The sequence below is a fragment of the Streptomyces sp. NPDC104761 genome (assembly GCF_055583445.1).
The window spans coordinates 25,989-51,181 of record NZ_JBVJNZ010000003.1; the positions used below are offsets into that span (position 1 = coordinate 25,989).

The 25,193-nt window shown below is 68.5% G+C and carries 15 protein-coding genes; 8 read left to right on the plus strand and 7 right to left on the minus strand.

Features of this window, described 5'->3' with window-relative positions; all coding sequences use genetic code 11:
* The first annotated feature begins 81 nt into the window (after window positions 1–81).
* The 4 genes from ACZ63F_RS09910 (at window position 82) to ACZ63F_RS09925 (ending at window position 4,065) form a co-directional block, all read left to right on the plus strand.
* Window positions 82–1,239: a mandelate racemase/muconate lactonizing enzyme family protein gene (locus ACZ63F_RS09910; protein ID WP_469709977.1), complete on the plus strand. Its 1,158-nt coding sequence runs from the start codon at window positions 82–84 to the stop codon at window positions 1,237–1,239.
* Complete coding sequence (locus tag ACZ63F_RS09915) at window positions 1,236–2,240, plus strand: zinc-dependent alcohol dehydrogenase (protein WP_469709978.1); 1,005 nt, start codon at window positions 1,236–1,238, stop codon at window positions 2,238–2,240. The genes ACZ63F_RS09910 and ACZ63F_RS09915 overlap by 4 nt, the downstream gene beginning before the upstream one ends.
* A gap of 57 nt (window positions 2,241–2,297) precedes the next feature.
* Window positions 2,298–3,281: a hypothetical protein gene (locus ACZ63F_RS09920; RefSeq protein WP_469709979.1), complete on the plus strand. Its 984-nt coding sequence runs from the start codon at window positions 2,298–2,300 to the stop codon at window positions 3,279–3,281.
* A 304-nt stretch (window positions 3,282–3,585) separates the two neighbouring features.
* The gene (locus ACZ63F_RS09925; RefSeq protein WP_469709980.1) at window positions 3,586–4,065 is read left to right on the plus strand and encodes an ATP-binding protein; all 480 of its coding nucleotides are present in this window, start codon (window positions 3,586–3,588) and stop codon (window positions 4,063–4,065) included.
* A 260-nt stretch (window positions 4,066–4,325) separates the two neighbouring features.
* Here ACZ63F_RS09925 and ACZ63F_RS09930 read toward each other — a convergent pair whose 3' ends face one another.
* On the minus strand, window positions 4,326–5,117 hold the full coding sequence (locus tag ACZ63F_RS09930) for a sugar phosphate isomerase/epimerase family protein (RefSeq protein WP_469709981.1): 792 nt from the start codon (window positions 5,115–5,117) through the stop codon (window positions 4,326–4,328).
* Between the two features lie 148 nt (window positions 5,118–5,265).
* Between ACZ63F_RS09930 and ACZ63F_RS09935 the strand changes: the two genes are divergently transcribed.
* Window positions 5,266–6,390 (plus strand): Gfo/Idh/MocA family protein, encoded by a 1,125-nt coding sequence (locus tag ACZ63F_RS09935; protein WP_469709982.1) that lies wholly within the window; start codon window positions 5,266–5,268, stop codon window positions 6,388–6,390.
* Window positions 6,391–6,583: 193 nt separating this feature from the next.
* On the opposite strand, the gene ACZ63F_RS09940 is transcribed toward ACZ63F_RS09935, so the two are convergent.
* Both ACZ63F_RS09940 and ACZ63F_RS09945 read right to left on the minus strand, forming a co-directional pair.
* Entirely contained in the window at window positions 6,584–9,316 is a 2,733-nt protein-coding gene (locus ACZ63F_RS09940; RefSeq protein WP_469709983.1) for an ATP-binding SpoIIE family protein phosphatase, read from the minus strand.
* A 662-nt stretch (window positions 9,317–9,978) separates the two neighbouring features.
* The gene (locus ACZ63F_RS09945) at window positions 9,979–12,012 is read right to left on the minus strand and encodes a beta-galactosidase (RefSeq protein WP_469709984.1); all 2,034 of its coding nucleotides are present in this window, start codon (window positions 12,010–12,012) and stop codon (window positions 9,979–9,981) included.
* Window positions 12,013–13,808: 1,796 nt separating this feature from the next.
* On the opposite strand from ACZ63F_RS09945, the gene ACZ63F_RS09950 reads away from it, so the two are divergent.
* Complete coding sequence (locus ACZ63F_RS09950; RefSeq protein ID WP_457779598.1) at window positions 13,809–15,014, plus strand: alginate lyase family protein; 1,206 nt, start codon at window positions 13,809–13,811, stop codon at window positions 15,012–15,014.
* A gap of 281 nt (window positions 15,015–15,295) precedes the next feature.
* Here the strand turns inward: ACZ63F_RS09950 and ACZ63F_RS09955 are convergent, their stop codons facing one another.
* Complete coding sequence (locus ACZ63F_RS09955; protein WP_457779599.1) at window positions 15,296–15,418, minus strand: alpha/beta fold hydrolase; 123 nt, start codon at window positions 15,416–15,418, stop codon at window positions 15,296–15,298.
* Between the two features lie 518 nt (window positions 15,419–15,936).
* Here ACZ63F_RS09955 and ACZ63F_RS09960 point away from each other — a divergent pair.
* Window positions 15,937–17,460 carry a carboxylesterase/lipase family protein gene (locus ACZ63F_RS09960; RefSeq protein ID WP_469709985.1) on the plus strand — a complete coding sequence of 508 codons (1,524 nt, stop codon included), beginning with the start codon at window positions 15,937–15,939 and terminating at the stop codon, window positions 17,458–17,460.
* A gap of 785 nt (window positions 17,461–18,245) precedes the next feature.
* Here ACZ63F_RS09960 and ACZ63F_RS09965 read toward each other — a convergent pair.
* Window positions 18,246–19,301: a LacI family DNA-binding transcriptional regulator gene (locus tag ACZ63F_RS09965; RefSeq protein WP_469709986.1), complete on the minus strand. Its 1,056-nt coding sequence runs from the start codon at window positions 19,299–19,301 to the stop codon at window positions 18,246–18,248.
* Between the two features lie 1,291 nt (window positions 19,302–20,592).
* On the opposite strand from ACZ63F_RS09965, the gene ACZ63F_RS09970 reads away from it, so the two are divergent.
* On the plus strand, window positions 20,593–24,051 hold the full coding sequence (locus tag ACZ63F_RS09970; RefSeq protein ID WP_469709987.1) for an Ig domain-containing protein: 3,459 nt from the start codon (window positions 20,593–20,595) through the stop codon (window positions 24,049–24,051).
* Window positions 24,052–24,177: 126 nt separating this feature from the next.
* Here ACZ63F_RS09970 and ACZ63F_RS09975 read toward each other — a convergent pair whose 3' ends face one another.
* Complete coding sequence (locus tag ACZ63F_RS09975) at window positions 24,178–24,489, minus strand: hypothetical protein (protein ID WP_469709988.1); 312 nt, start codon at window positions 24,487–24,489, stop codon at window positions 24,178–24,180.
* A gap of 157 nt (window positions 24,490–24,646) precedes the next feature.
* A complete protein-coding gene (locus tag ACZ63F_RS09980) occupies window positions 24,647–24,904 on the minus strand; it encodes a hypothetical protein (RefSeq protein WP_469709989.1) in 258 nt (85 codons plus the stop codon).
* Between the last annotated feature and the right edge of the window lie 289 nt (window positions 24,905–25,193).

Genomic DNA, 25,193 nt, shown 5'->3' on the forward strand with positions numbered 1-25,193 from the left:
CAAACAGGAGTGACGCAGGGGATCGCGTATCCCATAACCCGAACGCTATTCGATATTCCGAACAAGGAGAGAGGGGCTGCCGTGCGCATCACCGGAATCAGCACACACGTGGTCGGGACGCCGTGGCGCAACCTGACGTACGTCCAGGTGCACACCGGCGAAGGGATCACGGGAGTCGGCGAGACCCGGATGCTCGGTCACACCGACGCGCTGATCGGCTATCTGCGGGAGGCCGAGGCCAATCACATTCTGGGCTCCGACCCGTTCGCAGTGGAAGACCTGGTGCGCCGGATGAAGTACGGCGACTACGGCCGGGCGGGCGAGATCGTCATGTCCGGCATCGCCGTCATCGAGATGGCCTGCTGGGACATCAAGGGCAAGGCGCTGGGCGTGCCGGTGTGGCAGCTGCTCGGCGGGAAGGTGACCGACAAGGTCAAGGCGTACGCCAACGGGTGGTACACGACCGAGCGAACGCCCGAGGCGTACCACAAGGCAGCCCAAGGAGTGATCGAGCGCGGGTACAAGGCGCTGAAGATCGACCCCTTCGGCACCGGGCACTTCGAGCTGGACCACGAGCAGACGCTGTACTCGGTGTCGCTGATCGAGGCCGTGCGGGACGCGATCGGCCCGGACGCCGAGCTGATGCTGGAGATGCACGGCCGGTTCTCGCCCGCCACCGCGGTACGGCTGGTGCGCGAACTCGCGCCCTACAAGCCGGCCTGGCTGGAGGAGCCCGTGCCGCCGGAGAACCTGAAGGCGCTGGAGAAGGTCGCCGCCAAGGTCGACATCCCGGTCGCCACCGGTGAACGCATCCACGACCGCATCGAGTTCCGCGAGCTGTTCGAGAGCCAGGCGGTCGACATCATCCAGCCGGACGTCGGCCACATCGGCGGCATCTGGGAGACCCGCAAGCTGGCCGCGACCGCCGAGGCGCACTACGTCCTCGTCGCCCCGCACAACGTCGGCGGCCCGGTGCTGACCGCCGCCTCGCTCCAAGTCGGCTTCTCCTCCCCGAACTTCAAGATCCTGGAGCACTTCAACGACTTCGCGGACGCCGAGATCAAGAAGGTCGTCAAGGGCGCCCCGCAGGTGATCGACGGCTACTTCCACCGCTCGGAAGCGCCCGGTCTCGGCGTCGAGCTGGACACCGACGCGGCGGCCGATTTCCCGCAGCAGCAGGCGCGGTTCGACCTCTGGGCGGACGGCTGGGAACAGCGCAAGCCGAAGGGCACGAAGTGAGCACCGCGGTCGTCATCGAGGCCCCGGGCGAGCACCGGCTGGCCTCGCACAAGCCCCGGCTGCCGGAGGCGGGCGAGGCGCTGGTGCGCGTCCACGCGGTCGGCATCTGCGGCAGCGACCGTGAGGTGTACCAGGGCAACAGGCCCGAGGGCTACGTCCGTTACCCCCTCACCCCGGGCCACGAGTGGTCCGGCACGGTCGAGGCCGTCGGCACCTGGGTGCCGACGACTCTCGAGGGCCGCAAAGTCGTCGGTGAGGGCTTCCGCAACTGCCAGGTCTGCGACCGGTGCCACGCAGGCGAGACAACGTTGTGCACGGCGGGCTACGAGGAGACCGGCTTCACCCAGCCGGGCGCGATGGCCGCCACCCTCACGCTCCCCGCCCGCCTCCTCCATGTCCTCCCGGACGAGGCCGACCTGACGGCGGCAGCACTGCTCGAACCCGCCGCCTGCATCGCGGCCGCCGCGCTGAAGGCCAACGCCCGGCCCGGCGAGCGGGTCGCGGTGGTCGGCACCGGCACGCTCGGGATGTTCGCGGTGCAGTTCCTGAAGGCGGGCTCGCCGGCTGAACTGCTCGTGGTGGGCACCCGGCCCGACCGCGCCAAGCTGTCGCAGGCCTTCGGCGCGAGCCGATTCCTCACCAGGGACCAGGAGTTGCCCGACGACTTCGATGTGGTGATCGAGACCGCCGGGTCCACGTCCGCCGCGCGCACCGCTGCCTCCCTGCTCCGGCGCGGCGGACGCCTGGTCCTCACCGGCATCCCCGCGCCGGGCGCCGAGGGCCTCGACCCGACCGATCTCGTCGTACGCCAGCTGGAGGTGCACACCGTCTTCGGGGCACCGCCGGACGCCTGGGCGCACACGGTCCGGGTCTTCGGCGCGGGCCTGCTCGATCCACTTCCCCTGGTCACCCATGAGCTGCCGCTCGTCGAGTTCCCGCAGGCCATCGACCTGGTGGGGTCCGGCGATCCCAAGGTCGGCAAGGTACTGCTCCGCCCCTAGACGCACGCCCGAATAGTCGACCTGTGTTCGTAGTGTCGAACGCGAGAGAGGATTTCCATGCCTGACCATGAGTGCTCTGAACCTACCCGTGCACGGCGCCCCGGGGCAGCCGCAGGTGGCCTTCCCGGCTTTTCCCCACGGGAGCTCCATCCCTCCGATGCGTCCTCGCATGCTTTTCCCGACGGTGGCGCGTGGCGCACCGAGATCCCCTCGGTCGAGGGTCCCGAGGCGCTAGCGGTGGTCTTGAAGGAGTCCACCCGCCTGGACGTGCCCATCCACAGGGTCAGCCAGGGCAGCGGCGTGTGGATGCTGACCGACACCGAGATCACCGAGATGGTCGAGGCGACAGCCGAACGCGACATCGAGCTGTGCCTGTTCACCGGCCCGCGCGGCACCTGGGACATCGGCGGGTCCACCCGGACCGACTCCAAGGGCGCGGGGCTGCGTGCTCGCGGCCACGACGCCGTCGCCGGATGCGTCGAAGACGCCGTGCGAGCAACGGAGCTAGGCGTCAAGTGCCTGCTCGTCGCGGACGAGGGCGTGCTGTGGACGCTGCATCAGATGCGCCATCGAGGTCTCTTGCCCGAAGACACGACACTGAAGGTGTCCGCGCTCATCGGGCCGGTCAACCCGGCCTCCTATGCCGTGTACGAACACCTGGGTGCCGACTCCCTCAACGTGCCCAGTGACCTCACGCTTGACCATCTCACAGAGATCCGGCAGGTTTCCGGTGCCCCGATGGACATGTACATCGAGGCCCCCGACGACCTCGGCGGCTACATCCGGATGTACGAGGTCGCCGAGCTCATCCGGCGAGGCGCCCCGTTGTACCTGAAGTTCGGTCTGTCCAAGGCTCCCGGCATCTATCCCTACGGTGTCCACCTGCGCAATGTGGCCCTGGAGACGGCTCGTGAGCGTGTCCGCCGCGGGCGGCTGGCCCTGGACCTCCTGGCGCGGCTGGGGGCAGAGGGCCGTATGTCACCGGTCGGTTCCCGGCGGCCCGGCCGGCTTGTCCGTTTCACGCAACCGCCGCGCGCCTGACCTGACCGGGGCCTCCTCCGCGCTGCCGGCGCGTGCTCGTTCCCGGCCTGCCCTGCAGGCCAAGCTGTTCGTCCGGCGCCGTTCGTGCTGCTCGGAACTCGTCACCGTCGATGGTGAGGATGCCGCACGAAAGGGCAAGATGGTGATCTCGGACATCGGGCATGAATAGGTGTTGACGCGGTTGTCCACTGGTGGAACAGTAGATGTAGCAAACGTTTTCTGTTCAGGTTTTGTCGTAAGCCGACTGCCCCGATGGCACGACGTCGGAATTCGCCGCCGGCATCCCCGAGTGAGATGCGCAGCCATGTACGCACATCCTTCTTCCGCCAGCAGCTTCGCCGATGGCACCCGAGATGCGCCGCCTGCTGCTCTCTGGCTCCCCGCTTCGGGCGCGGATTCCGATTCCGGCCGTTGGGCCCTGCCGCATCATGGGGCGGCGGCTCAGACGGCCCGGGGTCTCGTTGCCCGGACGGTCGCGGAGTGGCCGCTCGCCTGCGGGACCGTCCAGGACATCCTCCTGGTGGTGTCCGAACTGGTGACGAACGCCGTCCGTCACGCGGAGCCCCCGATCTTCCTCGGTATACGCCGCACTGGGAAAGGAAGAGTCTGTGTCGAAACCACAGACGGAGGGGAGCGTGGTGGCCTGAGGCGTGCCGAAACATCTGGCGACCCGGACGAGCATGGCAGGGGGCTGGTCATTGTGGACTGTCTGTCCGTGGCACACGGCTGCCGGATTGCGGAGCAGGGCACAACCTGGTGGGCCGAGTTCGCAGAAGACCGCTGAGCGGACTGTGGTGCCGTCCCGTACATTCCGGGCCGCTGGTGATGGACCGGGCGCCGGGTGCCTGACCGCCTCGATACAGGGCCGGGGCCGGCTGTTGCTCCGGGAAGATGGCGACGGCCGGGCTGGGGCTTGCCTGCAAGGAGCCTCTGAGGTCCGGGGGGCAAGGCCGACAGCAGATGCAAGTGGACGGCGTAGAGGGTCTGTCTGATTGTGCTTCATGTCGGCCGGGTGTGCCCGGCCGACATGAAGCAGGTGCCCGGTCAGCCGTGGGCGGCTTCGGCAAGTGCGCCGAGGTGTCTGAATCCCGCGTCGAGCAGGTCTCGTAGCGGTGCCGCTGCCGGGTACCAGGGCGCCTCGTACTCCCAGGACACCCAGCAGTCCTCGGGTACCTGGCGCAGACATTCGGCCAGCGGGAGGACACCCGCACCGAGTGTCAGCGGGGTCAGATCCTCATGCCCGGCCACGTCCTTGACCTGGATGTAGCCAAGGTGATCACGCACGGCGGCCGCTGCCTGCGACGGGGTCTCGCCGGCCAGCCAGGTGTGCATCACATCCCACAGCACCCCCACCGCCGGGTGCCCGGCCGCGGCCACGAGGCGGGTCGCGTCGAGAGCCGAACGGTGCGAGTCGTGAGTCTCGACTAGGACACGGACCCCCAGTGCCCGCGCCTCGTCAGCGACGGCGGTCAGTCGACGGACCGCACGCAGATCGGCTTCGGAGCCGACGCCTTCCCCGGCGCCTGGGAACACGCGGACGCCGTCGGCGCCGAGGTCGGAGGCCAGTCGCACGTGCTCATGCAGGTCGGCGAGCACCGGGGCGTCCGGGCCGGGGGCCGCGATCTGGATGTAACTCGCCACCGACAACGCGACGACCCCGGCCGCGTCCAGCGTCCGACGCGCTTGTCGGCGGGCGCCCGCGTCCATCGCTACTTCCACGGACTCGCCTTTCGTGCAACGGAGTTCGAGCCCTTGGAAGCCGTGATCACTCGCGAGCCGTACGGCCTCGGAGAATGGAGCGCCGGGCAGTCCCAGTGTGGAGAACGCAAGTCGCATCAGCTCGAACCTTCGTGCGGGAGTCGTTGACACCGGCCAGCGTATGTCCTTACCCTCCGTTATGGAAAGCGTTTTCTGTAGCCTTCGGCGTCGTCCCTGGCCAAGAAGTGGAGCAACACGCGTGACCCAGAAAGTGATAGGCGTCGTCATGAACGGCGTCACCGGCCGGATGGGCTATCGCCAGCATCTGGTGCGCTCGATCCTGGCCATTCGTGAGCAGGGCGGCCTGGACCTGGGCGACGGCGAGGTGCTGTGGCCGGAGCCGATCCTGGTCGGCCGCAGCGAGCACAGACTCAAGGAACTGTCCGACCGGCATGGCCTGAGTGAGTGGACCACCTCATTGGACGAGGCGCTGGCTCATCCGCTGGCCGAGATCTACTTCGACGCGCAGGTGACCTCGGCACGTGAGTCGGCGCTACGCGCCGCCATCGCGGCGGGTAAGCACGTCTACACCGAGAAGCCGACCGCGGAGTCTCTGGACAAGGCGCTGGAGCTGGCCCGGCTCGCCCGGGCGGCGGGGGTGCGCAATGGCGCAGTGCAGGACAAGTTGTTCCTGCCCGGTCTGTTGAAGCTGAAGCGGCTGATCGACGGCGGCTTCTTCGGGCGCATCCTGTCCGTGCGCGGCGAGTTCGGCTACTGGGTGTTCGAAGGCGACTGGCAGCCGGGGCAGCGCCCCTCCTGGAACTACCGGGCGGAGGACGGCGGCGGCATGATCCTCGACATGTTCCCGCACTGGCGCTATGTGCTGGACAGTGTCATCGCCCCCGTCCGGTCGGTGTACGCGCACCGGGCCACGCACATCCCCGAGCGCCTCGACGAGCGGGGCGGCCGTTACGGTGCCACCGCCGACGACGCCGCGTACGCGGTCTTCGAGCTGGAAGGCGGCGTCGTCGCGCAGATCAACTCCTCGTGGACCGTGCGTGTCGACCGCGACGAACTTGTCGAGTTCCAGGTCGACGGAACGGAGGGAAGCGCGGTCGCGGGCCTGCGCAACTGCCGCTTCCAGCACCGGGCGTCGACGCCGAAGCCGGTGTGGAATCCGGATCTGCCGGTCACTGAGCCGTTCCGCTCGCAGTGGCAGCAGGTGCCGGACAACCAGGACTTCGACAACGGGTTCAAGGTGCAGTGGGAGCTTTTCCTGCGTCATGTCGCCACCGGCTCGGAGTACCGGTGGGACCTGTTGGAAGGCGCCAAGGGCGTCCAACTCGCAGAGCTGGGACTGCGTTCAGCCGCCGAGGGTCGCCGTCTGGACGTTCCAGAGCTGGAGATCTGATCCCTGCGCGCATGTGCGGGCACTTGTAGGCATCGGCCCGGTGGCCCTGATCCGCTCCCGCGCACCGCGAGGCACCTGTCGGCCGGACGGCCGAACTCCTCGCCACCGCACCGAGCGAGGACGACAGCCGGCTTCCCCCGCGGCGGAAAACGAATCAGATCGACCAGTGACTGCACCGCCCGGTGAGTCACCCTCACGGGTAAGGCTGTTCGGCCCAGATGACCTTGCCGTCGCCGGTGTACCGCGTGCCCCAGCGACTGGTGAGCTGCGCGACCAGGAACAGACCTCGGCCGCCCTCGTCGGTGCTCTTGGCACGGCGCAGCCGCGGGGAGGTGCTGCTGCCGTCGGTGACCTCGCAGACCAGCGCGCGGTCGCGGAGCAGTCGTACCTGGATCGGCGGGCCGCCGTAGCGGATGGCGTTGGTGGCCAGTTCGCTGACGGTCAGCTCGGTGGCGAACGCCAGTTCCTCCAGTCCCCAGTCGGTGAGCTGACGGGTCACGGCCGAGCGCAGGCCGGAGACAGCGGCCGGGTCGGCCGGCAGATCCCATCGCGTCACCTGTTTGTCGTCCAGTGCGCGGGTGCGGGCGACGAGCAGTGCCACGTCGTCCTGGGGCCCGGTGGGGAGCAGTGTCTCCAGCAGGGTGTGGCAGACCTGCTCCGGGGTGCGGGCGGGGCCGGCGAGCGCGTCGCGCATCGCCGTGAGCATGGTGTCGGCGTCCCAGGAGCGGTCGCGGAGCAGGCCGTTGGTGAAGAGCACCAGCTCACTGCCTTCTTCCAGCTCCTCATCGACGGTCTCGAACGGGCCGCCGCCCAGGCCGAGGGGCGGCCCGGTCGGCACTTCGAGACAGTCCACGGCACCGTCCGGGCGGACCAGCACAGGAGCCGGGTTCCCGGCGTTGGCCATGGTGAGGCGTCGACAGGCCGGGTCGTAGACCGCGTACAGGCAGGTGGCGCCCGCGATCACCTCCCCGGCCGGGCCCCGTCCCTCCTGTTCGAGATCCAGGCGTGCGACCAGGTCGTCGAGGTGGGCCAGTACCTCTTCGGTCGGCAGGTCGAGGTCGGAGAAGTTGCGCACCGCCGTGCACAATCGCCCCATGGTGGCCGAGGCGCGCACTCCGCGGCCGACCACGTCGCCGACGACGAGTGCCACGCGGGCCCCGGAGAGCGGGATGACGTCGAACCAGTCGCCGCTGGCTCCGCCGCGCGCGGGCAGGTAGCGGTGGGCGACCTCGACGGCGTTCTGCTCGGGCACCTCGTGGAGCAGCAGGCTGGTCTGCAGGGCGAGGGCGGCGGCGTGCTCGCGGGTGTAGCGGCGGGCGTTGTCGATGCAGACCGCCGCGCGGCTGACGAGTTCCTCGGCGAGCGAGAGGTCGTCCCCCTCGAAGGGACCGGGCTGTTCGGAACGGTAGAAGCTGACCACGCCCAGGACGGCGCCCCGGGCTCGCAGCGGCACCGTGATAAGCGAGTGGATTCCGGCCTCACGGATCCGGGCGGCGCGGGCCGGATCCTGGGCGGTCCAGCCGGGGGCGGTGTTCAGGTCCGGTTCGAGGACCGACTCCTCGGTGGTCAGGCTGATCGCCTGCGGAGTGCCCGGGGCGGGGGTGATCAGCGTGCCCACCTCGTGCAGCGACGAACTCGGGCGGACTCCCCGCAGCGCGACCCGGCGGGTCGCCTCCCCCGTGCCGGACGGCTCATCTCCGCCGAGCACGGCATCGGGCAGATCGACGGCGGCGAAGTCGGCGAACGTCGGCACCACGACCTCGGTCAGCTCCTCGGCGGTACGTGTCACGTCGAGAGTGGAGCCGATGCGGGACCCGGCTTCGGTGAGCAACGACAGACGTTGCCGGGACAGCAACGCGAGGCGCCCCACACCCGCTTCCCCCACGGCGACCAGCCATCGGGTGGTGGTCGGGGGCGAGGGCGGGGCTGAGGGGGACGGTCTGCGGGCGGACGTGATCCGCCGAGACGGTGGCAGTCTGGCGGGCGCTTCGCCTGCGGCGAAGCCGTCGGTCGGCTCGATGATCGTCTCGGCCGCTCTCCTTGCTGTGGAGTCCAGGCAGCGCAGCGCGCCGTCGGGCAGTACGGCCTCCACGGCCAGCCCGGTGATCCCGGCAGGGCTGTGCACCGGTCGGCTCAGCAGGATCGCGACACGGCCGTGGGCAAGCTGGGCCTCGGTGAGGCTGGTGCGTCCCGCGGAGATCATTTCGGCCGCTGTCTCCAGCAGAAGGATGCGATCGCACTGCTCCAGTCGGTCATCGGGGAGCAGGCCGGTGCAGGCCGGCTCACCGGCCCAGTCCGACCCGACTGCGCCCGCCTGGCGGCGTGCCCGCAGAAATGAAAGCAGCAGCGTCCGTTCACGGCCCCGTATCTGCCCGAGCAGGCGCTGCTCGATGGCCGCCGCCGTCTCGCTGACCAGGGCCAGCATGGAGACCTCGGCGTCCTTGCGATCGCAGGTCAGATCCAGCGCCCCCAGGATCCGTCCGCTGAGCGGGTCGCGTATGGGGGCGGCGGCGCAGGCGAAAGCGCGCATGATGTCGGCGTAGTGCTCGCGCCCGCAGATGAAAGACGGGCGCCTGGCCGCGAGCGCGGTGCCCATCCCATTGGTGCCGACGCCCGGCTCGGGGAAGCCGAAGCCGGGCGCGAGCTGAATGGTGTCGAGGAAGGCGTTGAGCGAGGGTTCGCCGACGCGGCGCGCCAGGACGCGCGCCTGTTCGTCGCAGAGGGCGACGCACACCTTGATGCCGGAGATCCTCGACGCCAGATCATCCAGAACCGGACCGGCGAGCTGGTCGAGCGGGCCGCCGAAATCCAGGTCCTGGTGGTACAGGACACTGATGTGATCGGCCGCGACTCCCCGTGACTGGGATCGCTGCCAGGAGCGCAGAATCGAGTCACGGACCCTGCCGCCCACCGGACGTCTGTCCAAGAAGTGGTCATGGGCATGGCTCAGAACTTCGGTGTCGTCCCACTCGACCGCCACCTGGGCCTGCTTCCCGAGCCCGGACGCCGCCCAGGGCTCACTCCGCGCGCTGTCAATATTTAATTATACGGTCATTTTTGCGCCGTATTGACCACTTCTGGCCGGGCCGCTTCGATCACGTAGTCCAGCAGAGCCAAGAACACCGGGTCAGGGGCCCTGGTCCGGGTTTCCAGGGGAGCTGCTTTCAGGATCGAGTACGAACTCCGAGGGTCTGGGAGGCCGGCTTTGCGGACACCTCTCGGACTGTTCGGGCAGGCCAGGACAAAATCCGCTACGCCCGAGCCTGTCGGCGACGGTTGAAAGTGATCCCAAACCGCGGTTCCCCCGTCGCTGTCACGAGCCGACCCCGCGGTTGGCGAGTGCCGGCCGCGGACAGCGTCTGCGGCTGTGCGCAGCGTGCGCGCGGGAGGCCGGCGTCGGCTGTACGGACCCGAAGCAGGGCGTGGTTCATGCTTGCGCTGCTGAGGGTCGCCTGCGTGTACCGGTGCGTTGATGTCGTGGGCCTGCCAGATTGCCGCCGTGGCACCCTCTCTCACGTCGGGACGGTGGTGCGGCCCTGGGCGACGTGCCCCTTACACGCCGCCCAGGGCCTTTTCGGTGCGCTCCCTTCAGCAGGGGTCCAGGCGCACCACGCGTACGCCGCCCGCCGGGACACTGAGGTGTCCGGCCACGCGTTCGTCGGTCAGCAGCTCGGTGCCGAGTCGGGTCAGCGGCACCTTTGCATCGACGAGGTTGTGATTCAGGGCGAACATGTACGCGGCCTCGGGGCCCTCTCGCAGCACCACTTCCACGTCGCGCGGCAGTTCCTTGCGGTCAGGCAGGCGGGCGTCAGCGCAGGCGAGGGCCAGGACCTCGCCGAGCTGCGTGGGGGAGAGGCGGGTGGACAGGTACCAGGCGGTGCCCGCGCCGTGCTGGTTGCGGGTGACGGCCGGAGCGCCGGACGCCGGGCCGTCGTTGTAGTGCCAGACGGTCTCGGCGCCGAGCGGGACCACGGCCTCCGCCCAGACATCGCCCGTCAGGCGGACGCCGCCGGTGTGGTCGGTGTTCCCGGCGAGACTGACGGTCTCGGCGACGCGCAGCGGCAGGAACTCCTCGACGGTCAGGCCGAGGACGTCGCGCAGCACGCCGGGATGCGGTCCGGGATGGACCCTGTCGTGCTCGTCGACGATGCCGGAGAAGTAGGAGACGACCAGGGTGCCGCCGTTCTCCACATAGCGGTTCAGGTTGCGCCCGGCGCCGGTGGTGGCCAGGTAGAGGGCGGGGACGACGACCAGCGGGTACGCGGACAGATCGTGCTCGGGGTGGACGAAGTCGACGGTCAGATGACGGTCGTACATGGCCTCGTAGAAGGCCTCGGTGCGCTCGTCCGCCCGGTGGTACTCGCTCGGGCGCCACTCCAGGGACTGCGCCCACCACGAGTGCCAGTCCCACACCATGGCCACGTCCGCGACCGTCCGCGTCCCTGCGAGCTCGCCGAGTCGCGCGAGGTCCGCGCCCAACTGCTTGACCTCACGCCAGATCCGGCTGTCCGTGCCGGCGTGCGGCAGCATCGAGGAGTGGAACTTCTCCGCGCCGTAGCGGGAGGCGCGCCACTGGAAGAACATCGCGCCGTCCGAACCGCGAGCGACGTGGGCCAGGCTGTTGCGGCCCAGCTCGCCGGGGCGCTTGGCGATGTTGCTCGGCTGCCAGTTGACCGCGCCGGTGGAGTGTTCCACCAGCAGCCACGGTGCGCCGCCGGCGACGGAACGGGTGAGGTCGGCGGCCATGGCCAGTTCGATGTGGTTACGGTCGGCCGCACTGATCAGGTAGTGGTCGTTGGCGACCAGGTCGACCTCACCGCCCCATTTCCAGTAGTCCGCTCTTGAGTTCTGGCTTGGCGCTGTCATGAAGTTGGTGGTGACCGGCTTGCCGGGGGAGAGGTGGTGCAGGATGTCGCGCTCGGCGGTGAAGTTGGCGAGCATCGCGTCCGAGGAGAAGCGGATGAAATCCAGCTGCTGGCCGGGGTTTCCGGTGGTCGGGGTGCGGCTCGGCGCGCCGATCTGCGTCCACTCGGTGTAGCGCTGCCCCCAGAAGGTTGTACCCCAGGCGTCGTTGAGACGGGCAAGCCCGTCCGTTCCCTCGCCGTAGCAGGCGCGCAGCCAGCGGCGGAAATCGGCGGCGGAGGTGTCGCAGTAGCAGGCCGAGACCGGCGCACCGTACTCGTTGTGCACGTGCCACATGGCCAGGGCCGGGTGGTCCGCGTAGCGCTCGGCGAGCGCGGTGGTGATGCCGGTGGCGGCGGCGCGGTAGGCGGGCGAGCTGTGGCATATCGCCCCGCGGCTGCCGAAAGCGAGCCGTTGGCCGTCCTTCGTGACCGGCAGTGCCTCGGGGTGGCGCTGGTAGAACCAGGCTGGCGGCACGGCGGTGGGGGTGCCGAGGTCGGCCTGGATGCCGTTTTCGTGCAGCAGGTCGAGCAGCCGGTCCAGCCAACCGAAGTCGTACACGCCGGGCTCGGGCTCCAGCAGGCACCAGGAGAAGATCCCGACGCTGACCATGGTGACGCCCGCCTCGCGCATCAGGGCCATGTCCTCGGCCCAGACCTGCTCGGGCCACTGTTCGGGGTTGTAGTCACCGCCGAAGGCGAGGCGGGGGGTGGGGGCCATGGTGACTCCTTCGATGCGCTTCTGCAGGCGGCCACACCTCGGTGGGGCCGTGCCGTGCTCTGGTAGGGGGAACTCGGAGGAATACGAACGAAACGCGGTTGGTCGCTAGGCCGGTTCGGCCGTGGTCTGGGGGAGGGCGGACCGGCGCTCCTGGTGGATACGGAGTCGCCTTGAACGGAGGGCGCCAGGCGAAGGCGGAATCGTACGGCCTGGTCCGGCTGGGCTGACGGGGGTCAAGGCATGGCTGGCACAGGCTGCTCGTCAGCCGGAGAGCCGACGACGGTTGGGGCCGGATCTGCGACGACGAGATCGGGTCACCGCGGGGAACGACAGTGCCGCCGGGCCCTGGTGCCGGAAGGCCGTGGGCGGGCCGCCCTGCCGGAGGCGAACTGGTGGCCGGTGCCGGTGCAGCCTGCTCGACGGACGGGCCCCGGCGCTGTGGGCAGACGCGGCGGCTGAGCGGGGTGGGCCGGAGATGACTCCGTCGCTGCCATGGGAGCTCCTGACAGCTAGATCGACGACCACCTGCAGCGGCTCGCGCTGGTCCTTCGTAGGCATTCCATCCGTCGGCCGCACCTCGATCACCAGGGAGTGATCCGGGCGCACTACGTTCTGGCGGGGTGGCCGGTCGTGCCGGGGCCGTCCGCTGCACGGAACCTGATTCATCGACGCGAGCCCGCGAGTGCCTGGCCGCCGGACCCTCACACGGCGTGGGTCGTCGTTTCCGGTGAACAGGTGCTCGATCTCACCGTTGAGTCCCCTTCCCGGCCGCTGAGACATCGCCTGGAGGCCGACAGCACGGCGAGATGCCAGGGCTGACGCTCCTGTTGACTGGTCTTGCATGGTGGCGACCTGTACTTCGACGGCGACGGCCTCCGTGCAAGGCCATCTCTCGATAGAAAACGTTATCTGTAAGGTCCCCTCCGTTGTCAAGGGCGGTGCACAACTGTGAGTGCCGGCGCGTGCACCGACGGCCGCCGCTTGAATGGTTCAAGGTCGCGCTGTGGCGACTCGGCATGGGGCCGGTGCTCCAGTGCCGGGCTCGTCCTTCGCACCGGGCTGCCACGGGCGCACAAGATGAAGGGCCGGCGAGGTCGAGATGGCTGCGATCGGTGTGACTTCGCATCGTCGGTGTCCTGGGGGCAGTTCTGGCCTGCTGCCACGGGGACGACCGGAGCCCGCGGGATGAATGCCTGACGGGGAAGCCCGTTCCCGGGTGGATCAGGCATCCCGGAAGATCATTAGTTGCAGAGCCTTCGCCGTATTTTCATCGGCGCGATGTCTTGCGGGCGGTGGGGAGCAGCCCTATGGTCCACCGCAAACGATTTCTGATGGCCGCACCCGCACCCGCCCCCGTCTTCGTCTCCGTGGACGGTCGCGCCAACCGCCGCTCGAACGTCCGCGCGCAACCCGCGCCGATGCAGTGCGGTACCGCATGTGTCAAGAGCCGCCTGACACAGCCCGTTACCGACAGCCTCGCGTGGCCTCGTCGGACACACCGCCGAAAGTCCTCCCTGAAGAGGGCTGCCACGGCAGCCCGCGGGGCACCGCCCCGCCCCGGCGAACTCTGTTCGCAATCACATCCTCAACCACCAAGCGCCTGCAGGCATGCCCGGCGCCCGCCCAGCTCCGCGGGCTCCTTGGCGACCGTCGAACCCATATGTCCGCCGAGCCCTTCCGCGGACGACATCCCATGCAGGACCGGCCGTCAGCGCACAGCATTCCGCTCCGGCCGCCTCCGTGCGTGAACCAAAGCCGTAACGAGCCGCACGAGCGGAAGAATGAAAGGTCGACACATGGCATCGCACATCAGTCGCCGAAACTTCCTTCAAGTCGCCGGAGTCGGAACGGGAGCCCTCGTTCTGACCGGTCGAGCGGCAATAGGGGCCGCAGCTTCCACATACGCGCATCCCGGCCTCCTCCACACGCGGGCGGACTTCGACCGGATGGCGGCTCAGGTCAGTGCCGGTCGCCAGCCGTGGCAGGCCGGCTGGGACCGCCTGGTGAGCAACTCGCACTCTTCCAGCAGCTGGACACCCAACCCGCAGGCTGACATCGTCCGCGGCTCCGGGTGTGGCGAGAACTACAGCATCGCCTACAACGACATTGCTGCCGCGTATCAGAACGCCCTGCGCTGGAAGATCAGCGGCGACACCGCGCACGCCGACTGCGCGGTCGGCATCCTCAACGGGTGGTCGTCCACACTCCAGGGCATCAGTCTCTGCTCCTCCGACGGATATCTTGCGGCCGGCCTGTACGGCTACCAGTTCGCCAACGCCGCAGAAATCATGCGGGACTACCCCGGGTTCGACCTGGCTGCGTTCCAGAACATGATGCTCAAGGTGTTCTACCCGGTGAACAACGCCTTTCTGGTCAACCACAACGGTGCCTGCGTCAAGCACTACTGGGCGAACTGGGATCTCTGCAACATGTCCTCGATCCTGGCGATCGGCATCCTCTGCGACGACAGCGCGAAGGTCAATCAAGCGGTCAACTACTTCTACTCCGGCGCCGGCAACGGCTCGATCCGCAACCTGACCCCGTTCACGTATTCGGACGGGACGGCGCAGTGCCAGGAGGCAGGCCGAGACCAGAGCCACAGCCTGTTGGACGTCGCCCTCGTCGGCGCCTTCTGTCAGATGGCGTGGAACCAGAGGATCGACCTGTTCGGCTATGCGGATAACCGCGTCCTCAAGATGTGTGAGTACGTGGCGAAGTACAACCTGGGCAACAGCGTTTCCTACACCACCTACAGCTGGTACGACGGATCCGGCTGCGGCACATTGAATTCGCAGACGGCGATCTCATCGGCGGGCCGCGGCGGAGTCCGCCCCTGCTGGGCGCTCATCTACAACCACTACGCCGTACTGAAGGGTCTGCAGGCGCCGTACAGCGAAGCCTATGCCAGCCTGGTCGGCCCCGAGGGGGGCGGCGGCGACTACGGTTCCACCAGCGGCGGCTTCGACCAACTCGGCTTCGGGACGTTGACCTGCAGTCTGTAACCGGCGTCTTACGGCACGTACGCCCGAGCCGCCGAGGTCCTGCGTACTACTCTGGCCCCCCTTCGCGGAGTCCGCCTGATTCGTTCGGGCGGACCGCGAGGTGGGTTCCTGCGCTTCGCCAAGGGTGGCAGGCGTTACTTGTCGCGCCACGTAGCCGAGGGCGCGGTGGAGGCGTGCTCTGTTCTGCCAGATGCCCCCTGGAAGATCGCCCGCTCGACATGGTCGGCCGGTCCAGGCGCTTCCGTTTGTCGCTCGCGAAGTTCAGCCGTGTGGCGTGCCTGCTACGGGTTGGCCACGAGGAAGCCCTCCAGGATTTCGGCAAACCGCGCCGGCTGCTCCTCGGCCGGGTAGTGGCCGCAGTTGTCGAGGACGACCTCCGTGACGTCGTCGGCCGCCAGCCGCATCGTCTGGGCGGCATTCGCGCCGCCCCACAGCGCGCCGCCGACGAACGAGCACCGGCAGCGTCAGCCGGGTCTTGCTGCGCTGCTCGTTCTGCGTGATCGTCTCGTCCAGAGCCCGGTAGTACGCGAAACTCGCCCGCAGCGCGCGAGGATCCGCGGCGATCGCGTCGCTCACCGGCCCCCGCTGCCAGCAACGCCTGCTCCAGCCTGGCCCGCAAACCGTCGATCATGGCGCGGACCATCGCCCGGCCCTCCGCGTCGAGGGCCGGGAGCTTGGTGCTGACGATCGGATCACCGACTTGAATCCCTTTTTGCGGGGTTCGTGCTGTTCGGGAAGGGAGCGCTCGGGTGTGAACGGTTGGACGAGGGCCCCCGGGACAGAGACGGTCACCAGCCATCCTGAGCGGGTGATCAAAGTCTGCTCCGAGCCCGCATCGATTTGATTGGTTGCCTTAATCAAGTTTTATGCGCTTGGGTGGGTCGCGTAACTCGCACCTGCCCGCATCAGCAAGGAGCCGACGATGACGGTGGCAGACGATCTGGTCGTACGCATCACTACCGGCCAGGTGCGCGGACGGGACCAGGAGGGCCTGGTGGTCTTCAGGGGCATCCCGTTTGCCGCACCACCCGTTGGCGAGGCCCGGTTCCAGGCGCCGCGCCCTGCCCCCACCTGGGACGGGATCCGAGACGCGTGGCCCTTCGGCCCGCCGCCTCCTCAGGACATGGCCTTCCAGGGACGCACGGGCGAGATGGACGCGCCCATGGGCGACGACTGGTTGACCGTCAACGTCTGGACACCCGACGCGGACCCCGACGGCCGCCGTCCCGTCCTGGTGTGGATCTACGGCGGTGCCTACAAGGCGGGCCATGCGGGCAGCCCCGGCTACGACGCCCAGCACCTCGCGCGCGCCACCGACCTGGTGGTCGTGACTTTCAACCACCGTGTGGGCATCGAGGGGTTCGCCCGGATCGACGGGGCGCCCGCGAACCGGGGGCTGCTGGACCAGGTCGCCGCGCTCGCCTGGGTACGCGACAACATCGCGGCGTTCGGCGGGGACCCCGGGCAGGTCACCGTCTTCGGGGAGTCGGCCGGTGCGGGCGGTGTCGCCTCACTGCTGGCGATGGCGAGCGCTCGGGGTCTCTTCCACCGGGCGATCGTCCAGAGTCTGCCCGGCACGTTTTTCTCCGACGAACTCGCCCGGGACGTCGCCATCGAGATCGCCCGGGAGGCGGGGCTCGACCCCACGGCGGCTGCCCTGTCCGGTGCGGATCCGCACCGACTCACAGTGGCGGGCGAGGCGGTGGGGGCGAGGATGCGCGAGTACGCGGACCGGTGGGGTCAGCTGGCGCCTACACCCACGCCCTTCTCTCCGGTGGTCGACGGCGAGGTGCTGCCTCGCACCCCCTGGGAGGCGCTGGCTGCGGGCGCAGGACGGGAGGTGGATCTACTCGTCGGGCACAACCGCGACGAGTACCGGCTGTTCGTCGTCCTCGGCGGCAAACTGGGCAAGGTCACCGAAGAGGAGACCGCGGAAGCGCTGCGGACCTTCGGCCCCGGTCCCGACGGCGAGCAGTCCTATCGCGCCGCCTACCCGGATGCCGCACCAGGCGAGCTGTACGAACGCGTTCACACGGACTGGCTGTTCAACATGCCCAGCCTGCACCTGGCCGAAGCGCAGAGCGCCGGCGGAGGTCAGGCGTACGTCTACGAACTCACCTGGCCGGCCCCGGGCCTCGGCGGAGTGCTCGGCGCGTGCCACGGCATGGACGTCCAACTCCTGTTCGGCACGTACGAGGCCGACCTCGGCAATCTCCTGTTCGCGGGCAGCGGGGTGCCGCCGGAGGCGAAGACGCTCACCGCGGATTTCCAGAGCGCGTGGTCGTCCTTTGCTCGAACCGGGCATCCGGGCTGGCCCGCCTACGATCCCAGTGAACGGCTGGTGAGGGTCATGGACGTGGCCCCGGAGACACGACCGTATCCCGAGGAGACGGCGCGGCGGCTGTGGGAGGGGTACGGGTTTCCGGCGCTGCCTCTGCTGAAGTAGGTCAAGTGGTCAGTGCATCCGCCCGGTTCTCGCTGAAAGAGTCTGGGCGCGCGGGGCGTTTCCGGTGCGGACAGTGGCTGGTGCGGAGCCGTTACCCGACTCGCGAACCGAACACTGCCAGGGTGCCAACTTCCCCGTAGGCGACCTTCGCGGATGTCCAGACGGTGAGCGTGGGGCGCCTACGCGCCTTGAGGCACGTCTCGCTGTGCGGGAGGACGCCGACCGTACCCCGGTCGGTGTACAAGCTCGATGGCACCTGGCGATGACGTCGTCCGGGGTGTCAAGCGCGGGCCGGAGGTGCGCGGCACGCAAGGCCGGCAGGTCTGCTGGGAGAACGCGTCCTCCATGAAGGGCACGTGGCCCGGGTGTGGCCCGCACTCGGGCGAGCGAGGGGAGGGGCTGTTCGACCTCCTCGCCGTGCGCTGCGTGGGATAGGCCAGGGCGACCGGAGGGGGGACCACAACCGTCCCTCGCCGCCCCGCCATGGACCAGCAGCGCGAGCGCGTAGGCCGGACCGTGGGAGGTGGCGAAAGTGAACCCGTCGACGCCGAAAGACCTCGACCTCGCCGACCGCGGGCAGCTCCAGGCGCTGGATCAGCCGCGGGTGTGTCGAGCTGCCGACCGGCGCCCACATGGGGAGCGCGATCCGTTCAACGGCACGCCCTCTGGCGCCAAGGCCCGAGGCCCAGGGCCTTTAGGAGCAGCACTGTCCGGCGGCCACAACGGAAGGCGCGTCCCTCAACCTGTTCGGCGAACCTCTCGCCCCGGCGCCGGTGCGGGGAGGCTCAGCGCTGCCGAATGGGCGTGCTCGCCCGTATGACGGGGTCGCCTTCGAATCGGTGCTGCCGGGGTGCGGCTTCGTCCCTGTCCGCCAGCGCCAGGTCGAGAGCGGTGGCACCTATCTGTTCCAAGGGCAGGCGAACGGTCGTCAGGGCCGGGTAGATGTCCCGCAAGGTGACGATGTCGCCGAAGCCGGCGAGCGCCAAGTCCTCGGGAAGACGGAGCCCCTGTTCACGGCAGGCCGCCATGGCTCCCACAGCCATGACGTCGTTGACCGCGAAGACGCATTCGACATCCGGAGTAGCGTCGAGCATGGCCGACATCGCCGTATGGCCGCCGTCGCGGGTGAACTCTCCCCGCTCGACTGCTTCCGGCCCCGACACCCCGGCGCTGCTGAGCCCGTCACAAAATCCTGCAAGTCGGTCCTGGGCGGTGAGCAGGTCGCTGGGCCCCGCCAGAATCCCGAAGCGCCGGTAGCCGAGGTGGGCGAGCGCCGTTGCCAACCGCCGGGCCCCTTTTCGGTTCTCGATGGCGATGCTGTCCGCGGGCAGGAGTGGCTCACTGATCACGACGACCCGGCCGCCGCGCGCTTCGAAGGCGTGGATCTTCTCGGTCAGGGCTCGCCGAAGCCCTGCATCCCTGATGCCGCCGCCGGCCAGGATCGCGGCGCGCCCGCGCCGAGCACGCAGCGCGCCAAGATAGTCGAGTTCGCGTTCTGGACGGCCGGCTGTACTGCCGACGGTCACGAGCACCTGCCGGTCCTTGGCGGCGCGCACAACCCCTGCCGCGATGGATGAGAAGTAAGGGTCCGCGATGTCGTTCACCACCAGGCTCACGCCGTTGCTCTGCCCGCGGGCCAGCGCTTGGGCTTGAGTGTTGACCGCGTAAGGCAGCCTGGCGGCAGCCTGCAGGACCCGCCCCCGCAGCTCCTGGCGAACCCGCCGGTCGCTGCCGTTGACGGCGCGTGACGCGGTGGCGATCGATACACCGGCCTCGCGCGCCACGTCTGCCAGCGTGACCTGCGCCGATCCGGTGGCGACGGCCTCACGGCGCTCCCTCACGCGCACCCCCTTTCCGAGAGATCGGACCTTCGGCCAGAGCCGCAGGATTGGGTGGCCGTGACGGACCCATCGCCTCCGTCACCTCGCGGATCAGGTTGTTCCACCGACTGATCACGGCTCTGGTCGTCGTTCGCATGGTCACCCGCATGAGCCAGTCGGGATTCCCCCGTGCCCCAGGCAGGCCCACCCGATCGGCCCCTTCAACGCCGCCGCCCCGTGTGGATCGGCCGCGCAGGCGACCCACACGGTCAGGTCGAGAAACTGCGCACCGGAACGGAGGGGGCCGGACAACCCGCGCCTCGGCACTGTGCTGCCTGTACTTCAGGCTCGACCTTCCCCATGCGCCTCCACCTGCCCAGACCGGCCACGAGGGTGCATCTCTCCTTGGGCGGAAGGAAAACGTTATCTACGTTAGGAGCTGGGTTGCGCCCCGTCAAGGAGCGCGACTCGACGAGCGCCGCATCCTGCCGATTGCCTACTCTGCCCTGGCCTGCTGGAGAAATGTGGGCGCAGGAGCCTTCCGTAAAGGGTTCTTCGTCACCTACCGTAGGCCGCCGCCGGTAGTTAACGATTTCTATGCGCTTTCCGGCCAGGTACGGTTTCTGCTGTCGAGGAGGACAGCCATGGGACAGCGGCACAGCCTTTCGGCGGTCCGGACGGCCGCCTCGACGGCCCACCTCATCCTGCGTCGCGGTGGCGCCCATGGCGCCGGGCCGGCCGCGATGCCCGTTGTCATCGAGCCGGGGACGCGGACCGACCGGGTGCGGACGCCGTATGCATCCCACACAGAGCGGTGGGATGCCGTATCCCGCGAGAACGCGGCAGTTTCTCCGTCGTGGCACCTGGTCTCTGGCCGCGGTGGCCGACCTGCCGCTCCGCAACGCTTACACACTGGACGGCAGTGAAGTAGCCGCCCACCACGCCTTCATGTGTTCTGCCCTCTGCAGCCCCTCGTGCAGCGGCCCTCCGCGGCACTTCCTGAAGTGAGCAGGACGGGGGGGGCGCGTGCAGGCGGGCTGAGCTCACTCAAGGCGCGCAGCCGCACTGCGCGGCGGCAGTTCTTTCGATTCAAGTCAGGACCCGGAACGGGACTTACGGCGGGGTGACGCGGTCACGTGCATCCGCCGAACGAACACCGAGGGGGCGGTACGCCCGCCTCGGGGAGTCGCAACCACTGGAGAGTCGTATGTCATCCACATTGAGGAGAGGTCTCCGTGCCACACCGCCGGAGCACCTCAACTCGGTCAAGGCGAGACGGCGTCGGGGAGGGGGGAGGCTCCCGATCGCCCTGGTGGCCCTTCTCGCGTCCCTGCTCGCGCTGGTAGTCGTTCCCGGCGCAGCGTTCGGCGCAACGGACAGCACGGCCACCACCTCGGCCAATGACTACCCGGCGCCCACCCTGACCAGGGTGACGTCGAGCGCCGGCTTCATCCATCCCGGCGTCGCGGTCACCGCGGACTCCCTGGAGAACGCGCGGACGCAGGTGCTGGCGGGGACCGAGCCCTGGGCGTCCTACTACGCGGCCATGACCAGCACCAAGTACGCCTCCAGGACGTTCAGCTCGCAGAACCAGGGCACGGCCCTGGACACGCCCAAGTACTCCGCCTTCAACTCGACCGGCGTGCAGTCGGAGTTCATCGACGACGCGTTCCGGGCATACACCCAGGCGATCCTGTACTACATCACCGGCGACCCCGTGTACCGCGAGAACGGCATGAAGCTGATCCGGATCTGGAGCCATATGGATCCGGACGGTTACCAGGTCTACGCGGACGCGCGCATACACACCGGCGTGCCGTTGATGAGGATGCTGGCGGCTGCCGAGATCCTGCGCTACTCAAGCGTGAACCAGGGGACGGACGACTACGACCTCCAGTGGGAGGACAGCGACACGACCAGCCTCACGAACAACCTGGTCGTGCCGCTGACGGACACCTTCCTCCACAGCAACACGTACTTCATGAACCAGCACAACTACGCGCTCGTCGGCGCGATGGCCGGCTACATCTTCACCGACAACAAGCCGCGTTACGACGAGGCGGTCGAGTGGTTCTCGGTCAACTCCGGCAACACCGACAGCACCACCAACGGTGCCCTGACCAAGTTGATGCCCTTCATCTCCAAGAAGGACCCGCAAAACACCTACAAGCGGTCGTTCGTCCAGGTGAACGAGATGTGGCGCGACCAGGCGCATGCCTGGGACGACGTCAGCATGCTCACCCAGCTGGCGCGGCTGGTCGATGTGCAGGGCACGCGCCTCGACCCAGTCAAGGGAACCGTGTCCACCAGCGAGAACGCCGTCTCACCGTACCGGTTCGGCGACGACCGGCTGCTGCGCGGCTCGGAGCAGTTCTTCTCCTACATGCTGGGCAAGGACATCCCGTACATCGACGTCAGCGGACGCGGCGGAGTACCGGTCGAGGGGTTCCGGGGCCGGATCTTCGACCCGACGAACGAGCTGTACGACGTGTACAAGTACCAGCTCGGTGTCGACGTCGAGCAGGTCGCACCGAGCATCACCCAGGTGGCGACGACCCAGGACGACGGCCCGCAGTTCTACTGGGGCACCACCGCCTACAACTACTGGAACAGCAACCCCGACTGGACCCCGGACGCGTGGCTGTCCTTCCCGGCCGCCCTGGCGGGCAATACCCCGCCGGTGCAGAACGACTCGCTGATCCAGGCCGAGACACGGTCGACCCCCATCACGAGCGGGATCTCGACCCTGCAGGACGGTGACCGCGGCTACGTCCGGATGAAGGCGCGCCACAAGGGCACCACGCTCGCGATCCGCACGCTGCTCTATCCCAGCCAGACCGGCTACAGCCCGGTCGGTGTCCTGGTGCGCACCAACGGCACGGCCACGCTGCAGATCCGCAGGAACATGTCCAGCGCGCCCTACTACTCACTCACCCTGCCCAACACGCAGGGCGCCTGGCGGTATGTCACCTATGACATGGACAACACCAAGGTGCGCGGTGGCATGGGCAACATCGACATTGCGTACTACACGGTCGTCGGGTCACGGAAGGTCGACGTGGACATCGACGCCGTCAACCTGGACGCCAAGAGTCAGCTTTCGCCCCCGCAGTTCCCCGAGGGCAGCGACACCAGCCTGATCGCGGTGGCCGGCGAACCCCTCGCTGCGGACCTTTCGGCGACGTACTCCGGAAGCGGCACGGTGACCTACAGCGCGGGGGGTGACCTGCCGCAGGGGGCTAGCCTCGACGCGAACACCGGCAAGCTCACCTGGACCCCCACCGCGAGCCAGGTCGGAACCCTGCACACCTCCATCGTGGCCTCGGACGGTACGACCGACACCGTTCTGCGCATCACGCTCGTGGCTTCCGCCAACCGTGCCGACGCCGTGACCGCGGCCCTGGCGGGCTACGACCCGTCCACCGCGTACGTCCGGGCCACCGAGGCCGCGGTCAAGGACAAGGAGGCGGCAGCCAAGGCCGACATCGACTCGGCCGCCGACTCCGCCACCTTCGCCGACGACCTCACCGCCCTGCAGAACGCCGTCGCCGGACTGCAGAGACTCAACCCGAGGATGGCCGACGACGGGTCGCTCGACTACTGGGGCCTGGCGACCTCCGCACAGTGGTCGCAGGTCGACATGGCCACCGTGCTCGACGGTGACAACAACACCAACGCGGGCGGCTCGGTGACCACCCCCACCGTCCTCGACTTCGGCGTCGGCTTCCGTATCCAGGCCGATGCGTTCGGACTCCAGGCCTACTACAACTTCGCCAACCGCTCTCAGGGGGCGAACGTCTACGGGTCGAACGACGGAAGGACCTGGACGCTGCTGACGTCCCGGGAGACCACCGACACCACCGACGAGAAGTTCGCCATGGAGACGATCCCGGTCCTCGACTCGGTGAAGGACAAGTCGTTCCGGTTCCTGAAGATCCAGGTCGACGACCCCGGCGTCCCCACCGACCCTGCCTACCCCGGCATCACCAGCTTCGGCGAATTCCGCATCCACGGCCAGCGCGTGGAGATGTCCACGGCCATGAATTCGGTCTCCGTCGCCTCCAACGACAGCAACTCCACCATGGCCCAGAACGGTGACACCGTCACCCTGACCATGGGCGCGACGGAACCCCTGAAGAACGTCACCGCCACGATCGAGGGCGTGGACGCGCAGGTGACCAGCTCCGACAGCCAGCACTGGACCGCCACGGCGGTACTGCCCGACGACGTCGCATACGGGCGTGCCCTGCAGTTCGCCGTCGACTACACGACCACGGCGGGCGCAACCGGAGGCACGGTCATCGCCACGACGGACGGCACGTCACTGCAGCTGTGGAACACCAACGCCAAGAAACTGGACGTCCAACAGGGCTGGGTGACCGCCTCCACCGTCCAATACCCAGGAAAGAGCACGGCCGAGGCCAACGGGTACCGCATGTTCGACGGAGACACCACCACCTTCACCGACACCACGAGCAAGAACGGATGGGTCACCGTCACCCCTCCGAGCGGAACGACACTGGACTTCGACCTTGTCCGAATCCGCCCGAGGGCGGACCTCCCCACCCGCGCCAATGGCGACCTGATCCAGGCTTCCAGCGACGGCGGCAGCACCTGGACGACATTGGTCAAGATCACCGGCATCACCGCCGGCGACCAGTGGTACGTGTTCCCGCTCGCCTCGGCGACGTCGCAACCGATGATCCGGGTCTACGACGGACACGGCGGCTACACCAATCTCGCGGAGGTGCAGCTGTACTCGCACGGGTGACCGCGTCCTCGTAGAGACCACACCGCTGAACGGCCCGGCACTGCGCCGGGCCGTTCACTGCCGGCAGTGTCGACGGCTCGGCACATCTCGGCCCCCGCCTACATCCCGTGCTCCGCTGCCCTGTGATCACTGCTCTTCGGCCTTGGGTGGGGTGAGGTCGGGAGGATAGCCCTTGGCGCGCAGGAATGCGTCGAGGGCTATGGCGACGATGTCGCCGTGCTGGATGCCGTGGTCCGCGTGGTATCGCCGGATGCGCCTCTGGAGTTGGAGGGCGTCGGGGACGGCGTAGTTGATCTGCCCACGACTGGTATGGCGGCTACTGACGACCTCCAGTGTGTCTGGATGGGGCGCCAACGGGTTGTTGGTCGGGTCGGATTGCGCGTCGAGATCGTCAGCAAGTTCACGCAGCTGACGGGCGTGGCGTGAGAGATCGGGCATGGGCTGCTCCAGTCCGGTCCACTAGTCGACTAGCTGGCCGCCTAGCCGCCTAGCCGCCTAGCCGCCTAGCCGCCTAGCCGACTAGTGGAATAGTCGATGGGATGGGTGTCCGCGAACGAGAGAAGTGTTCGCGGACACCCTGGGGATGAACGCGGCGTCAGAAGCCGCGTACGGTGAGCCATTCGTCCAGCGCGACGGAGACGATGTCGCCGATGGGCAGGTGGTCGAGTTCGTTGTCCAGCGCGAAGCGCTTGATCCGCTTCTTGAGCTTCAGCGCCGCAGGGACTGACGAGTCGAGGCTCTCGCGCGTGATGATGCGCTGGTTGAGGATCACGGCCGTCTCGGGGATGTCCTTGGGGCGGCCGGGGCCGTGAGCCCACGGCGTTCCCTCGCTGGGTGCTGCCTCGGGTCGCACGTGCTGCTCCTGGTGAGATCCCGGACCATCGGTCCTCACCGGGAACGCGGTACCGGCGGCGACCGGAGAGGCTGCCGGACGAACTGCAACCTCGCCGGCCGGGGCCATATAAGCAACCGCGGACGTGACGGGAGACGGACCATGCTGCGCAACAGGTTCGGCCGGTTGCGTGGCCTGGGGCGCAGATACTCCAGGTAGGGCAGCCGGGACCACAGGCGTCACCTGCTGCTCCACCGGCTCCCCACCGGGCCCCGCCTCGGGGGCGACGACGTCCGGGCCAACCGGCTCA

Coding starts and splice junctions, on each gene's coding strand:
- ACZ63F_RS09920 (WP_469709979.1), top strand. CDS start 2,298: ATGCCTGACCATGAGTGCTCTGAACCTACCCGTGCACGGCGCCCCGGG.
- ACZ63F_RS09925 (WP_469709980.1), top strand. CDS start 3,586: ATGTACGCACATCCTTCTTCCGCCAGCAGCTTCGCCGATGGCACCCGA.
- ACZ63F_RS09930 (WP_469709981.1), bottom strand. CDS start 5,117: ATGCGACTTGCGTTCTCCACACTGGGACTGCCCGGCGCTCCATTCTCC.
- ACZ63F_RS09935 (WP_469709982.1), top strand. CDS start 5,266: ATGAACGGCGTCACCGGCCGGATGGGCTATCGCCAGCATCTGGTGCGC.
- ACZ63F_RS09945 (WP_469709984.1), bottom strand. CDS start 12,012: ATGGCCCCCACCCCCCGCCTCGCCTTCGGCGGTGACTACAACCCCGAA.
- ACZ63F_RS09950 (WP_457779598.1), top strand. CDS start 13,809: ATGGCATCGCACATCAGTCGCCGAAACTTCCTTCAAGTCGCCGGAGTC.
- ACZ63F_RS09955 (WP_457779599.1), bottom strand. CDS start 15,418: ATGCGGCTGGCGGCCGACGACGTCACGGAGGTCGTCCTCGACAACTGC.
- ACZ63F_RS09960 (WP_469709985.1), top strand. CDS start 15,937: ATGACGGTGGCAGACGATCTGGTCGTACGCATCACTACCGGCCAGGTG.
- ACZ63F_RS09975 (WP_469709988.1), bottom strand. CDS start 24,489: ATGCCCGATCTCTCACGCCACGCCCGTCAGCTGCGTGAACTTGCTGAC.